Below are 14,388 nucleotides of genomic sequence, written 5' to 3'. Positions count from 1 at the left end.
GGGCTGCAACCACCCAGAACAATCTCTTGCTCATCCTGCCGGCCACTGGTCTGCGCGACACGGAGCGCAGGGGCACTGGGAGCGCCGCACCCCAGTGCGGCCCGATCGCTCGGAAACACACAACGCCGCGGTCGTTGGCGAGGTTTCGCCGCACTGGGGTGCGGCGCTCCCAGCATCCGCGCTGACTCTCTTCTCGTTCCCACGCTCCGGCGTGGGAATGCCGTGCGGGCGCTCCGCATCCGGTCTCGCCACTGGACGCGGAGCGCCCGCACTTGGTCCCACGCTGGAGCGTCACTGCCATTAAGTTAAGGATTCTCCGTTCGCCCTGAGCTTGTCGAAGGGTGAACGGAAAATCCTAAGGCGCTGAGCGTTAAGCCGTTCATGGTTCGACAAGCTCACCACGAACGGCTTAACTTAATGGCATTGACGCTGGAGCGTGGGACCAAGAAACGCTCCAGCGTGGGAGCCAGAAAACGCGCCCCCCGTAGCCCGGATGGAGCGCAGCGGAATCCGGGGGCGGCCTCGCAGATACGCGCGGCATCAGCGGATTGCCGTGGGGACCTGGATTCCGCTGCGCTCCATCCAGGCTACGGGCTGTGGCGCCTGGGAGCGCCGACATCCTGTCGGCGACGGCGCGCAGCGCCGTTGGGTTCTCGCGAAAACAACGCCTTTGCGATCAACCACGAAACCGCGAACCGCCGGCGGCGGTTGGCCGACAGGATGTCGGCGCTCCCAGGCGCGACCGTCCGCGACCAGGCACCGATGCTTGCCCAGTCGCGCAAGCACGGGAATGCCTCCCGGGCGCTGCGCGTCCGGTCTTGGCACTGGACGCGGAGCGCCCGCACTTTCTCCCACGCTGGAGCGTCACTGCCATGAAGTTAAGCCGTTCGTGGTGAGCTTGTCGAACCACGGACGGCTTAACTTCAGTCGGTTAAGGATTTCCCGTTCACCCTTCGACAGGCTCAGGGCGAACGGGAAATCCTTAACTTAATGGCAGTGACGCTGGAGCGTGGGAGCTAGAAAAGGCTTCAGCCGGTGGAGAACCGGATGGGACTGCGGCGACGGCGTGCGGGCGCCACCGGCTGAAGCCTCGACCTCCAGTTGGGGGGATGGTGGGCGGGTCAGGGCGGCGGCGCCAGGCCGGGGGGCGGGTTGGCGTAGGGCAGCCGATAGAGTGCCAGGCGGCCCATGGTCAGCGGGACGGCGATCCAGCAGGCGATCTGATCCGCGGTGCAGCTCAGATCGAAGTCCCAGGGGCCCGCGCTTTGGGCAAGGTCGGGCAGTTGCAGCCGGAAGAGTGACTGGCCGGTGGTGAGGTCCCAGAGGCGCAGGGTCATCTCGCCGCCCACGGTCGCGAGTGCCTGGCCGTTCGGGGTGTAGATAGCGCGGAAGACGGTCTGCTCATGACCGACCAGCGGCCTGGGCTCGGGCGGTGCGGAGCCGTCGGCGGGCGGGTCGAGCGGGTGGCGGGTGACGACCGCCTGGCGCCCGACCGCGGCGGCCTCGCGTCCGTACGGGCTCAGGGCGGCCCACGTCGGCAAGTCCGAGAAGAGCCTGGCGATAATGCGACCGGCGCCGAGTCGGGGCCCATCCAGCGGCCAGAGGCGCAGCGTGCGGTCAACGCCCTGGGCGCTAACCAGCCTGGTGCCGTCAGGGGTAAATGCGACGGACGCCACTTGGCCCGCCTCGGCCGCCCGGGATAGCGAACCGGCGCCGGTGGCCGTCTCGAAGAGCCCGACCTGACCGTCATAGCCCGCAGTGGCGACCTGGCGACCGTTCGGGGAGAAGGCGACTGCGTGAACCACGTCCTTATGGCCCTCCAGCCGGTGCAATGGCGTCAGGGTGAGACCCTCGGCGGTCCGCTCGGGGCGCCAGAGGCGGGCCAGTCCGTCCATTCCAGCGGTGGCGATGGTGCGGTGGTCCGGGCTCAAGGCGATGCGCTTGATTTTCGCTGCGTGCGCGTCCGCGACCTCGGTGAGCAATGGGCCTGGGCGGTAGGGGTCCGCAGGCGGCGCCGCCGTACCAGCGGGCTGGGGTCCGCCCGACGCCGCGGCAGGACGGGACCCGGGCAGACCATAGGCACGGAGCCCCCCGCTGGCCAGCCCCAACAGCGCAAGGCCTGCGTCCGAGTCCAGTGCAACAGAGGCGGGCTCGACCCCGGGCAAGTCCCAGACCCACTGGCCCGCGCCGTTCAGTGGCCAGCGGCGCAGGGTGCCGTCGTTGGCGGCGGTGTAGGCGAAGCCATCGGCGACGGCGACAGACCAGAGCCCGGCGGTATGGCCCTGGAAGACCCTGAGCGTGGTGCCGGAGGCGAGGTCCCAGGACCTCAGGTCGTTGTCATAGCTGGCCGAGAGCAGGCGTTGGCCGGTCGGGTCGAAGCTGAGGCCGAGGATACGGTTGCGATGGCCGCGCAGTCGGTTCAGCGGCAAGCCCTTTGAGTCCCAAACAATAACAGTGTCACCACTGCCGGTCGCCATCCGGGTCCCATCGGGACTCACCGCGACGGCCGAGACGGCATCGGTATGGACCCGCGCCAAGACCTGCTCCTTGCCGGTCTTCGTGTCCCAGATACCCACCAGCCCCTCGAACCCGCCGCTGACCAGGCGCCCGTCCGGCAGCCAGGCGAGCGCGCTCCCGTCGGCGGTGTTGCTGGTCTCGCCCTTCAGGGTCCGGAGCTTGTCGCCCGTCTTGGTGGACCAGAGGGTAATGCCATTGTCCACGCCCGCGCTGGCGAGCCGGGTGCCATCCGCGCTCAGGGCCAGCGACCTGACCATGGCCGGGGCCTGCCAGCGACTGACCTCCTGCCAGTCCGGGACCGACCAGGCGATGATCCGGCCGTCATCGCCCCCGCTATAGAGCCGGCCGCCGCCCGCGTTGAAGCAAACCGCACTGACTGAGCCGAGCCCGCCCGCGGCTGGGTCATGCCCCTCCAGCCGCCGGACCAGCGCCCCGGTCGCGGCATCGAAGACCACCAGCGTCCCCCGCTCGCCCCCCGCGACCAGCCAGCGCCGATCCGGGCTCAGTGCCAGGTCGATCAATCCGGCATCGGCCCCGGTGTAGACCAAATCCGCCGCCCCGCGCCGCAGGTCCACCAGCCCCGCCAGCAGGTTGCGGACCTGACCGCGTTTGGGGTCGATGCCGTCGCGGTCCAGCGCCACGGTCTCGCCCAGGGTGCGCCAGGCACCGGCATAGTCCTCGCCCTGGGCCAGGAGTGCGGCGTGGGTGAGCTTGGACTCGAACAGGCTCTCGGTGCGGGCGTGCTTCTCGGCCTCGGCCCCCTGCCGCTCGATCCAGGCCCAGCCCGCCAGCGCCAGGGTGATCGCCAGGGCACCGAGCGAGGCGGCGGCGACCCGGCGGGCGCGGCGGACCTCAGCGCGGCGGCGGCGATCCTCGGCCGCGCGCGCCTCATCGCGCGCCTGGCGCCCCGCTTCGAGAAAACGCATGGCCAGCGAAAAATCGCCGCCATAACGGGCGGCCCAGAGCACGGTCGGGTGCTGCTGGTCGCGCCAGGTGAGCGCGATCCCCAGATCCGGTTCGATCCAGAGTGCCCCAATCCCCTCCTTCCAGCGTTGGGCGGCGGACTCCAACCGCCGGTAGAGATCGGCACGCGCGGCCTCCTCGTGCGTCCACGCCTGGAGCCTGGTCCACTGGCGGATCAGCGCCTCATGGGTGATGTCGAGCTGGTCGTCCGCACCCAGCAACTGCTCCGGCGGCGGCATCAGCAGGCTGCGGTCCAGGCGGCGGAAGGGCGCGGCGCAGGCGATGACCTGGTCTGGCGTGGCGCCCGCCAGGTCGGCGACCTCGGCGATCCGCACCGGGCGGCGGGTGTCGTGCTCGCCGTCGGCGCGCTCGGTGAGCGCGCGGAACAGGGTCTCGGCGATGGCCGGTTGCCCGGGCTCCGTGAGTTCGGCCAGGGCCTCCTCGGCGTGGTCGTTCAGTGCCTGTTGCAGGCCGCCGAGTGCGTCGTAGCCGGTCTCGTTCAGCAGCCGGACGCCATCCGCATCCGGGGCAGTGCTGTCCCACAGGCGCATCAGCAGGTGCTGCACCAGCGGGAGCTGGTCCTGCTCGCCGCTCGCCTCCGCCAGCAGGCGGCGGACCAGACCCGGGGTGAGGTCGCCGTTGAACTCGGGCAGCCGGGCGGGGAGCTGCACCGCGTCGGCGAGCTGCTCCGGGGTCAGGCGGGGGGTGAGGAAGAGCCCGGCGTTGATCGCCTCGGGCAGGCCCGGGAAGCGGGAGCAGTCGCCCAGGTACTCCGAGCGCAGGGTGATGACGATGAAGCAGTCCGGGTGGGCGGTCGCACCCAGCAGCAGTGCCACAAAGGCGGCGGCTGCGGCGGGGTCCGCACGCCGGTAGCGAAACAGCTCCTCGAATTGGTCGACCAGGATCAGCAGGCGCTCGCCGGGCGGGAGCGGCTGGACGCCCAGCAGCCAGGGGATGGCGCGGGGGCCGCGGCGCAGGTCCTGTTCCAGGGAGTCAATTGGGTTTGAGTCGCGGCCGGGGGCCGCCCCTACCGGAAGACTGGCGGCCAGGCGCCGGAAGGGGTGCTCGCCGGGGCGCAGTTCCGCGATGGACCAGCGGGTGCCGGGGGCCGGGCCGTCGGCGATCGGGCGGGTGAGTACGCCGCTGGCCAGGGCCGGCAGGAGCCCGGCGCGCACCAGTGAGGACTTGCCCGAGCCCGAGGTCCCGATCACGGCCAGAAAGCGGGACTCCGCCAGCGTGTCCAGGAGCTGGTCCACCTGCTCGTCGCGGCCGAAGAAGAGGTTAGACTCGTCACAGCGGAAGGGGCGCAGGCCGGGATAGGGGCGGCGCCGGGCTTGGCTCTCGGGGGCGGTCATGCGCAAGACTCGGTTTCACGCCAAGGCGCCAAGCCCGCCAAGGTGCTTGAGCATGTCATGCGTCGACGAGTCACCCGGCGGGCGGCGCGGCTACCGATGCATCCCCGGTGGTGTTCTTGGCGCCTTGGCGCCTTGGCGTGAGACGCTGCCGACTTAAGGGTCATGGTGCGGCCTGCTGAATCAGGCGGACGACGAATGCCTGCACACAGGCATCGGTGCAGGCACCACCCTCGCCGATCGGGTGGACCTGCATCTCGGGGGGGCGGAAGCTGAGGGGTCGGGCACCAGCATGACACAGGTCCAGGCTGGGCACCGGACTGCCCTTGGGCCGGCGGGCGTTACACTGGAGATATTCGCGCAACTGTTCATGCACCTGATCCACCGGGCCATCGCGATAGAGCATCAGCACGGCGGTACACAGACGCAGATTCTCGCGCAGGTCTTGCCGCAAGGCGGATGGCTTAAGGCTGGGGTCGCGGTCGCCCTGCGCCATCAGCGGGATCATATAGCCCAGACCGCGCTGGGCCAGGCACTCGGCCAGGTCGCGCACCAGGTCGGCATCGGCGCTGCCGCCGTTGACCAGGACCAGATGCCGGCCGGGGATGGGGGCGACGGCCGCCGCGGGATCGGGCTGTGGATTGGGTTGAGGATCGGGCGCGGGCTGCTCGGCGGCGCTGAGTCCGCGCAGGCGTTTGGCCATGCCCCGCGCCAGGTCTTGCTGGAGATTGCCATAGTCGCGGTCGGTGGGGTCGGGCTGCGGGAACCAGCGGGTGCGAACCTGCCGGTCGGCATCCAGATACCAGAAGTCGCTGCCCAGGACCTGGCGCAGTGTGTCCCAGGCGGCCTGGCCCGCGGGGGGCAGATCCGCGCGCTCCACCGGCTCCTTCCAGACCGGGAAGACCCGGTTCAGACCATCCGGGTGCAGGCGCAGGAAGGCGCTGAGTTCCTCCAGGCACCAATGGGAGGCAAACCAGCCCGGGGACAGGATGGGCAGCAGCAGGCTGGCAGCGGCAAGCTGGGCGCGGATCGTCTCGCCCAAGGGCTCGCCGCCGCGCATCTGCTCATAGTCGATCCAGTAGCGCTCGCCCTCGGTGGCGCGCCCGAGGGTGCCACCCAGGTGTTTGGCCAGGCGGTCGACAAAGGTGCTCACCCAGCCGAGGCGGTGGTCCGCCGTCGGCAACGGGTCGACGAACGTCTGGTCATCGACCCAGGCGTAGCTGACAAAAAAATGGTGGCTGGGCTGGTCCATCGTAGCTGCCGGGCGTGGTAACCGGGCTGTGATAATAACCGAGGCGCGCCGGGGTGTCTCGATCGATGCAGCAGGACGCTTGGGCCGCGGGGCCTTTCCCATTATCCTGCTCGCTCTTGCCGAGTGACAACCGGCGGGCCGCCCCGCTCCCCGAACGCCCTCTACAGCGCGCCGTGGATGGCCGGTTGATAGTCCGCACCGCACCGCATGGACCCCATCACTTCCGCATCACGCGGCGCATCGACAACCCGGACGGGTCCTTCGGCGGCTTGGTCCTCGCCACCATCGACCCGCAGTCATTCACCCTCAGTCCTGCACGGCCGCGAGCGACTCGCCATCGCCAACCGACGCCTGCACTCGCTGTATCGCCGGGTGCGTGACCTGGCCCTGTTCGATGCACTCACCGGGCTGCCGACCCGCACCCTGTTCGCCGACCGACTCGGACGCAGCCTGCTGACCGCCGAGCGCAATCAGGCGTCCTGCGCCCTGCTGTCTCTGGATCTCGACGGCTTCAAGGCGGTGAACGACAGCGCCGGACACGAGGCGGGCGACGCGATACTCCAGGAGATCGCCCGGCGGCTGGTCTGCGCGGTGCGCACCATGGACACGGTCTGTCGCTGGGGTGGGGACGAGTTCCTGATCCTGACGCCCCAGTCCGGCAGCCGGGAGGCGCTGACCGAGACCGCCCGGCGCCTGCTCGAACGGGTCGCCGAACCCATCGCGCTCGGCGGCGGCACCTATCGGGTCTCCGCCAGCATCGGCATCGCGCAATTCCCGGCCGATGGGCGTACCGCCGCGGCCCTGGAGGCGGCGGCCGACGCGGCCATGTACCGGGCCAAGCGCGCGGGCAAGGGCCGGGTGGTGCTGGCGGGCGACAATGCGGCAGCCCTGGACCCTGCCGGTGCGCCAAAGGGTGCCGGGACTGGAACGCCCCGCGGTTGAGCGGCGGTCTTCTCGTTCCCACGCTCCAGCGTGGGTCGTCATCAAGGAGGGCCTGATCGAGACGTCGCAGCCGGGCTAGTGCCTACCCGAGCGCGCGACCCGCGGCCCGGTCCAGTACCAGTAGGCCAGGGTCACCACCCCGACCCAGGCCATCGTCAGCACACCGATAAATTCGTCATAGCTCCCCACCAGGAAGGACAGTTGCGCATCCGGGTTCGCGTCAGTGAGTGCGCGCGTCGTCTGGATCAACCAGACCCACCCGGCGTGCAGACCGATGCACCAACCGATGTGACCCGTGCGCTCCCGCACCAGGGCGAGCAGCACACCGGCCACGAACAAGGCCGCCAGGGAGTCCAGATTCTGCCAGCGCAGGCCATCGACGAAGACGTGGGAGACCATATAGAAGGCCCCTGACCAGTCGAAGGCCATCCCCGCCGGGAGGTGTCCCGGTTTCAGGAAGTGAACCAGGGCGTAGAGCGCCGCGGGAAAGACGGCCGCGGCGACCCAACCCTCGCGCCGCCGAATCGCGCTAAACAGCGCCCCGCGGAAGAAGGTCTCCTCCAGGACGCCGATCAGCAGTCCGCCGAGTAGTGCCTGCCCGGACTTACGCGCGATCGCTGCCCAGTCCGGTGCCGCGACCGGCACCAACACCGCGAGCTGTACCAGCAGCAACGCCGGCAGCAACAGGAGCAGCACCCCGAGCAGCCAGCCGCCACCCAGGGCGCGGCGCAACGCCGGTCCCGCGACGCCATACCCCAGAGAGACCCGGTCGGCCAGCCCCAAGCGCCGCAGAAAGACCCACAGGCCGAGCAGGATAAAACCCTGGGCCAGGCGACCCACGACCCGCGAGGATGGCGCGTCGATCCACCCGGTCTGCACCAGCGGAACGCTCAACACGGCGGCCAGGACCAGACAGCCGAAGAGAAAGGAGAAAGCGAGTAAGGTCGGACGCATGGATTGTTCGCGCTCGCATCAGAGAAAAAAGGTCGGGGACAGGCCGCCGCCGGCACCGCAACCCGCGGCACCCCGGCCCGGAATGGTAACCCCCCTGGCCGCCCAACGCCGCCCCGGCGTCATAAAAATTGAGATTCCGGCGCCGGGCGTATAACCTGCCGTCGCGGATGAGTCCGCACGCGCACGCCTCCACCAGCCACCACCAGCGACGCCCACTGGTCCCACTTCCCCGGTGCAATTCCCCGGTGCAGACACCCACACACTCAAGTCGCTACTGGCTCCCCCAACTGCTGGCCCTCGGGTTGCTTGCCTTGATCGGTACCCTACCCTTCTGGTTGAGCGACCTGGACCTGCGCGCGGCCGCATCCTTCTATCACCCCGCGGCCCCGGACCCCTGGTGGGAGTCGGGCAAGGGCCTGTGGGTGTTCTTCTATCAGGCGTCACCACTGCTCAGTGGGCTGATCCTGCTGGGCAGCCTGCTCGCCATCGGCGCGGGCATGGTGTGGCCGTACTGGCGGCGCCGGCGCTGGTCGGCCATCTTTGTCCTGGCGGCAACCCTGCTGGGGCCGGGCCTCGTCATCAACGGGGTGTTCAAGGACTATTGGGGACGCCCCAGACCGCACCAGACACTCGACCTGGGTGGTACCCATGCCTATGTCCCGCCGCTGGCACGCACCCCCGAGTTTCAGGGCAAGTCATTCCCGAGCGGTCACAGTTCGGTCGGTTTCGCCCTGGGGGCCTTTGCGCTGATCTGGCAGCGCCGCCGGCCGCGGCTGGCCCTGGCTACGCTCATCGTCTCGGCCGTTCTGGGCACCCTGCTCGGGCTCGGGCGCATGACCGCCGGGGATCACTTTCTGTCGGACGTCATCTGGTCCGCGGTGATGACCTACGCGATGGCATTCGTGCTCTATTGGCTGATCCTGCGCCTGCCGCAGCGCGACAACGCGGCGCGCGCCCCCCTGCGGCGACTGCGTTACCCGGGATGGAGCGCCGCGGCCTACGTGCTGGCCACGGCGCTCCTGCTGTTCGGTGTACTGCTCGCCACCCCGGTGCAGGAGACGCGCAATCTGAGTATCCAGGCGCTGCCCGCGACCGGGCCGCGCACCCTGCGACTGGTGGCGGATACGGCGACCCTGATCCTCTTCCCCCTGGGACCGACTGGCGAGGCCGTTTCCATCCGGCTGAAGGGGCGCGGCTTCGGCCTGCCCACCAACCGCGTGCGGGGTCGTCTGGAGCGTACCGAGAGTACCCTGACCTACACCGTGACCCACACCGGGGTCTTCACCGAGCGGGACAGCTCGCTCACCGTCGGCATCGAGCCGCGCGCCTGGAAGCGCATCGAGATGGTCACCAAGACGGGGGATATCCGCGTACTCCCGCTGGGTCAGCCGTTGCCGCAACTGGATCTCAAGACCGGCAACGGGGTGGTCTTGGACGAAAATCGCCCGCCGGACACGCCGCGATGAATCCCGCGGGCCGCGACCACACCATTGAGAAGCCACCATGTGCGGCCTAGCCGGTATGCTAATGCGCCCGGGGCTGCGCCCGGACCCGGACCAACTCCGGGCCATGGGCGCTACCCTGGCCCACCGCGGACCGGACGACCACGGCAGTCATTACCATGGCCCGCTCGGGCTCACCCAGACCAGGCTATCTATTATTGGGCTCGCCACCGGGCACCAGCCCATGTTGAGCGCCGACGGGCAACTCGCCCTGGCCGCCAATGGCGAGGTCTACAACTATCTCGAACTGAACGATGAGCTGCGGCGGGCCGGGCGGCACTTCCTGACCGACTCAGACTCCGAGACCATCCTGCACGCCTACGCGGTCCATGGGCTCGACTGCTTGCAGCGCCTGCGCGGCATGTATGCCTTTGCGCTGCACGACGCACGCTCCGGGCAACTGCTGCTCGGGCGCGATCGGCTCGGCATCAAGCCGCTGTTTTATGTCAGGCTGCCGGATCGGATCGCGTTTGCCTCCGAGATCAAGGCCCTGCTGCCCTGCCTCCCGGGCCGCCCGGAGATCGACCCGGGGGCACTGCGCCGCTTCCTGCAGCACCAGTTCGCCGGGGGGGAGGAGACCGTACTCCAGGGCATCCGCCGGGTGCTCCCCGGCGAGGCCCTGATCGTCCACCCGGACCTCAAGATCGAGCACCACCGCTATTGGTCGCCACTCAACGTCACCCGCCGGCGCATCGGCCATGAGGAGGCCCAGGCGGAACTGGACGAACTCATGCACCTGGCCATGCGGGAGCACATGCGCTCGGATGTGCCGTTCGGGCTCTTCCTGTCCGGCGGGGTGGATTCGGCGGTCCTGGCGGCCCTGCTGCACGCCCACGGGGCCGGGCGCATCCGCTCGTTCTCGGTCGGCTACCGCGGCACCGCCATGGCCCAAGAACTGGACGAGGCGGCGCGGGTGGCGGACCACTTCGGCTTCGACCACCAGCCACTGGAGCTGTCGCTGGAGCAGGTCTTTGCGCGCATCCCCCACAGCATCTGGGCGGCGGATGAGCTGATGCGCGACTATGCGAGCCTCCCCACCTCCATCCTCGCCCAGACCGCCGCGGCCGAGCTCAAGGTGGTCTTCTCCGGAGAGGGCGGCGACGAGGCCTTCGCCGGCTACCGCCGCTATCACCCGCGCCCCCTGGAGCGCTGGTTCAAGGCCCTGCTGCACCCCGGCAGCGGGGGCTTTCGCACCCGCGGACAGTGGTCTCGGCACTGGTCGCAGCGGGTCTTCGGGTCGACCTTGCGCGGCGCCCCCGGAACGGACCGCGCCCCCTTCCTCGCCGCCTGGGCCGCGACACCCAGTCGGTGGTCGGCGATGCAGCGCCGCCAGTACACCGACCTGGTCACCTCCCTGCCGGACAACCTGATGGTGAAGACCGACCGCATGCTCATGGCCTTCGGCTTGGAGGGCCGGGTACCCTTTCTCGACCACCGGATCGTCGAATTCGGGCTCTCGCTGCCGGACCGGCTCAAGGTACGGCGACACCACGGCAAGTGGCTGCTGCGGCAGTGGGCCGAACCGCTGCTGCCCCCCGGACACCTGGACCGCCCCAAGCGCGGCTTCCACGTCCCCGTCGGCGATTGGCTGACCGGGGCCCTCGCGCAGCGCCTGGGTGAGCGTCTGGCCGCCAACCAGGGGATCCGCGAGTGGTTCGAGCCCGACGCCCTCCCCGCCCTGGTCGCGGCGCGTCGGGCCGGCCGCGGCGGCGCCCGCGAACTCTTCGGCCTCATGCAGTTCGCCATCTGGCACCGCATCTTCATCGAGCAACCGGGCCTCAAACCGGCGCCGGATGAGGACCCGTTGGAGTGGGTCTAGGTCGAAAGTTTATTGTCCGCAAATGAACGCGAATGAACGCAAATGCAAAAGAGGCTTGGCGTTGGAAAAGCGCCAGACGCGCAGTGAGCCTGAGAGGCGATTCACGCCCCTGCTCTATTCCTGCGCCTCTGCATTTTTACAGTTCATTCCCGTTTCACTAAAAGACTATCAAACGACCAAGGCATTCTTGCGCGGGATTCACAACACTCTTATTTGCGTTCATTTGCGTTCATTTGCGGACGGACTTTCTTTTTTTACTCAAGATATTGCCTCATAGCCATACCATGACCCGCATCGCCTGCTTCTTCTCCACCTCCGGTCACAGCGGTGTCGACCGGGCGGCGGCGCACCTGATCCCGGCCCTGGCGCGGCGCGGCTACGGCGTGGACCTGCTCAAGGTGCGCCGGCACGGCCCGAACCTCTCGGCGATCCCGCCGAGGGTGCGGGTCATCGACCTGGGCTCCCGCCACACCTATGCCTGCCTCCCGGCCATCGCCCGCTATCTGCGGCGCGAACGCCCGGCGGTGCTGCTCTCCGACAAGGACCGGGTGAACCGCACAGCGCTCCTCGCCCGCACCCTGGCCCGGGTCCCGACGCGACTCGTCTTCAGCTCCGGCACCACGATATCCATCGACCTGGCCACCCGCGGCCCCCTGGAGCGCTGGATACAGCGCCAGTCCATGGGCCGGCTCTATCCCTTCGCGGACCAGGTGATCGTCACCAGCACGGGGGTCGCCGATGACATGGCCGCCTATACCGGGCTCGCCCGCCGGCTGATCCGGGTCGTGCCCTCACCGGTGGTGCCGGAGTCACTGTTCACGGCGGTGCTGCCGCGCCCGGACCACCCCTGGCTCGGCGACCCGGCCGTACCCCTGATCCTGAGCGCGGGGGAACTGTGTTACCGCAAGGGCTTCGACACCCTGCTGCGCGCGCTTGCGCGGGTGAGGGCGCAGCGCCCCTGCCGGCTCATGATTCTGGGCCGGGGCGGGGAACGCGACGCACTGCTCACCCTGGCCTTCGAGCTGGGCGTGGCAGACGCCTTTGCGCTGCCCGGTTATGTGCCTGAACCCTACGCCTACATGGCCCATGCGGACGTGTTCGCCTTCACCTCTCGCTGGGAAGGGCTGGGCTTCGTGCCGATCGAGGCCCTGGCGGTCGGCACCCCGGTGGTTTCGACCGACTGCCCGAGCGGCCCGCGCGAAATCCTGGCCGACGGGCGCTACGGCCCACTGGTCCACGTGGACGATGACAAGGCACTGGCGCAGGCCCTGATTGCCACCCTTGACCATCCGCTCCCCCCCGAGCAACTGCGCGAGGCCGCCCGCCCCTATGGGATCGAGGCCAGCACCGACGCCTATCTGAACGCACTGGGACTCCCACCATGCCCCGAGTAACCGCCGTCATCCCGGCCCACAACGGCGCCGCCTTCATCGGCACCGCCATCCGCAGCGTGCTGGCCCAGACCTGCACCGACCTCGAAGTCCTGGTGGCGGACGACGGCAGCAGTGACGAGACCGTCGCGATCGTCGAGTCCTTCGGAGCACCGGTGCGCCTGATCCGGGTGCGTCACGGCAACACCCAGGCGACCCGCAACGCCGCCATTGCCGCGAGCGACAGCGAGTTTGTCGGCCTGCTGGACCAGGACGATACCTGGTGGCCGCAGAAGCTCGAGCGCCAACTCGCCCTGATGGATGCCGACCGGGCGCTCGGACTCTGCTACACCGACACCCGCGGGGTGGACCCGGCCGGCCAGGAGCTCTCCGAACGCCACAACCCCTTGCAGGTCCCGCAGGACCAGACCGACGCCCTGGGCCGGCTGCTGCGGGTCAACATCATGGCCGCCTCCACCGTGCTGCTGCGCCGCTCGGTGCTCACGCGGGTCGGCACCTTCGACCCCGCCTACCACCTGGCCGGGGACTGGGACCTGTGGCTGCGGCTGGCCGAGGAGGCCCCCATCGCCGCCGTCCCGCAGGTGCTGATCGACTACTGCTGGCACGGCGGCAACCTCTCGCACGGGCGCATCGCGATCCTCGCCGAGGGGATCGCGGTGCAGGAGACGGCCCTGGAGCGCATCGCCCGCCATCCGCGCTGGTCCACTGACGCGCGGTTGCAAACCTACCTGCCCGCCGCCCGCCGCAAGCTCGCCGCCCGCTGCTCAGAGGTGGGGCTCTTGTATGCCCGCGCGGGTCGGCGCGCCGAGGCACTCACTTGGCACGGCCGGGCACTGCGGTTAGCGCCCTGGACACCGCGCGCCTGGTCGCGCTGGGCGCGTGCCTTCCTGGGGAGGCGTACTGAGGCAGGGTCCTGATAGACCCTCGATCTTCCGCTGCTCGGGCGACAACTGGAGGTCGAGGCTTAGCCGGTGGCGGTTGCGCGTGTGTCCAGAAGCACCGCAGCCCCCACGGCGAGCCGGCTAAAGCCTCGACCTCCAGTCGGGACCCCATGATTCGGTCAGGCGAGCTCGGTCTCATCGGTGTCGGCGGACTCCAAGAACGACAACTGGCCCGGTAACGCTGGATCTGCGTCGCGCGCCTCCTCATCAGTGAGCGCAACCCACTGCCCCGGCAACGCCAGCGTATCCTCCCCCAGCGCACCATCGAATACCGATAGCAAGAGCCCATAGGCCACCCGCCAGCGCAGCCCATCGACCTGCACCGACGCGGACTTGGTGTTCAGCTTCACCACCTGGCCGAACCGCTCGTGGCCGCTGCGGTCCTTAAATCCCACCCGATCGCCGACCCTGAGACTATTGCGATCCAGCGCCTGGCGTTTCTGCGCGGCAATGGCCACGTCCTGACCGTCAAGATCGATGAAATAGAACGGAAGGTTCCAGATCTTGCCGTCGGCGACATTTTGCACCCGCGCCCGCGTCCGATTGACGCTCAAGAGCTGCGCCTCCACCAGCCGGTTCGCCGTGCTGTCGAACCAGTGCAGTGTCTGACCGACCCGCAGCGCCCCCTTAACCGCGGCGACGCGCGCCGGGTCATCGAGTTGGTTGGTGATGGCCGCGTTCAGGCGATAGAGCTGAAATAGGCTGGCCTGGCCCAGCGCTTCAAGAATGGCGGTATAGTTCATCGTTGTTGATAC

10 protein-coding genes are annotated in these 14,388 nt (G+C 69.2%); 6 read left to right on the top strand and 4 right to left on the bottom strand.

Annotated elements, in window-relative coordinates; genetic code table 11:
* Positions 1–1,121 precede the first annotated feature (1,121 nt).
* Positions 1,122–4,835 carry an AAA family ATPase gene (locus QZX93_RS18750; RefSeq protein WP_295385696.1) on the bottom strand — a complete coding sequence of 1,238 codons (3,714 nt, stop codon included), beginning with the start codon at positions 4,833–4,835 and terminating at the stop codon, positions 1,122–1,124.
* 160 nt (positions 4,836–4,995) lie between these two features.
* Positions 4,996–6,084: a toll/interleukin-1 receptor domain-containing protein gene (locus QZX93_RS18745; protein ID WP_295385694.1), complete on the bottom strand. Its 1,089-nt coding sequence runs from the start codon at positions 6,082–6,084 to the stop codon at positions 4,996–4,998.
* A 207-nt stretch (positions 6,085–6,291) separates the two neighbouring features.
* Here QZX93_RS18745 and QZX93_RS18740 point away from each other — a divergent pair, with 207 nt between their 5' ends.
* The gene (locus tag QZX93_RS18740) at positions 6,292–7,026 is read left to right on the top strand and encodes a GGDEF domain-containing protein (RefSeq protein ID WP_295385691.1); all 735 of its coding nucleotides are present in this window, start codon (positions 6,292–6,294) and stop codon (positions 7,024–7,026) included.
* Positions 7,027–7,101: 75 nt separating this feature from the next.
* Here QZX93_RS18740 and QZX93_RS18735 read toward each other — a convergent pair whose 3' ends face one another.
* Positions 7,102–7,980, bottom strand: a complete 879-nt coding sequence (locus QZX93_RS18735; RefSeq protein WP_295385689.1) for a CPBP family intramembrane glutamic endopeptidase — start codon at positions 7,978–7,980, stop codon at positions 7,102–7,104.
* Positions 7,981–8,225: 245 nt separating this feature from the next.
* Between QZX93_RS18735 and QZX93_RS18730 the strand changes: the two genes are divergently transcribed.
* From QZX93_RS18730 to QZX93_RS18710, 5 genes are read left to right on the top strand one after another with little or no spacing between them, the layout of a single operon-like run.
* On the top strand, positions 8,226–9,446 hold the full coding sequence (locus QZX93_RS18730) for a phosphatase PAP2 family protein (protein WP_295385687.1): 1,221 nt from the start codon (positions 8,226–8,228) through the stop codon (positions 9,444–9,446).
* 37 nt (positions 9,447–9,483) lie between these two features.
* Positions 9,484–11,301 (top strand): asparagine synthase (glutamine-hydrolyzing), encoded by a 1,818-nt coding sequence (gene asnB / locus QZX93_RS18725; RefSeq protein WP_295385684.1) that lies wholly within the window; start codon positions 9,484–9,486, stop codon positions 11,299–11,301.
* A gap of 22 nt (positions 11,302–11,323) precedes the next feature.
* A complete protein-coding gene (locus tag QZX93_RS18720; protein ID WP_295385682.1) occupies positions 11,324–11,578 on the top strand; it encodes a hypothetical protein in 255 nt (84 codons plus the stop codon).
* Positions 11,579–11,585: 7 nt separating this feature from the next.
* Positions 11,586–12,695: a glycosyltransferase gene (locus tag QZX93_RS18715; protein WP_295385680.1), complete on the top strand. Its 1,110-nt coding sequence runs from the start codon at positions 11,586–11,588 to the stop codon at positions 12,693–12,695.
* Complete coding sequence (locus tag QZX93_RS18710) at positions 12,683–13,609, top strand: glycosyltransferase (protein ID WP_295385678.1); 927 nt, start codon at positions 12,683–12,685, stop codon at positions 13,607–13,609. The genes QZX93_RS18715 and QZX93_RS18710 overlap by 13 nt, the downstream gene beginning before the upstream one ends.
* A gap of 143 nt (positions 13,610–13,752) precedes the next feature.
* On the opposite strand, the gene QZX93_RS18705 is transcribed toward QZX93_RS18710, so the two are convergent.
* Positions 13,753–14,376, bottom strand: a complete 624-nt coding sequence (locus QZX93_RS18705; protein ID WP_295385676.1) for a hypothetical protein — start codon at positions 14,374–14,376, stop codon at positions 13,753–13,755.
* Positions 14,377–14,388: the final 12 nt, after the last annotated feature.

It is taken from the genome of uncultured Thiodictyon sp. (genome assembly GCF_903946935.1).
Classification (GTDB): Bacteria; Pseudomonadota; Gammaproteobacteria; order Chromatiales; family Chromatiaceae; genus Thiodictyon.
The sequence above is the reverse complement of the archived record's forward strand: the minus strand, read 5'-3'. Positions and strand labels throughout refer to the sequence as shown.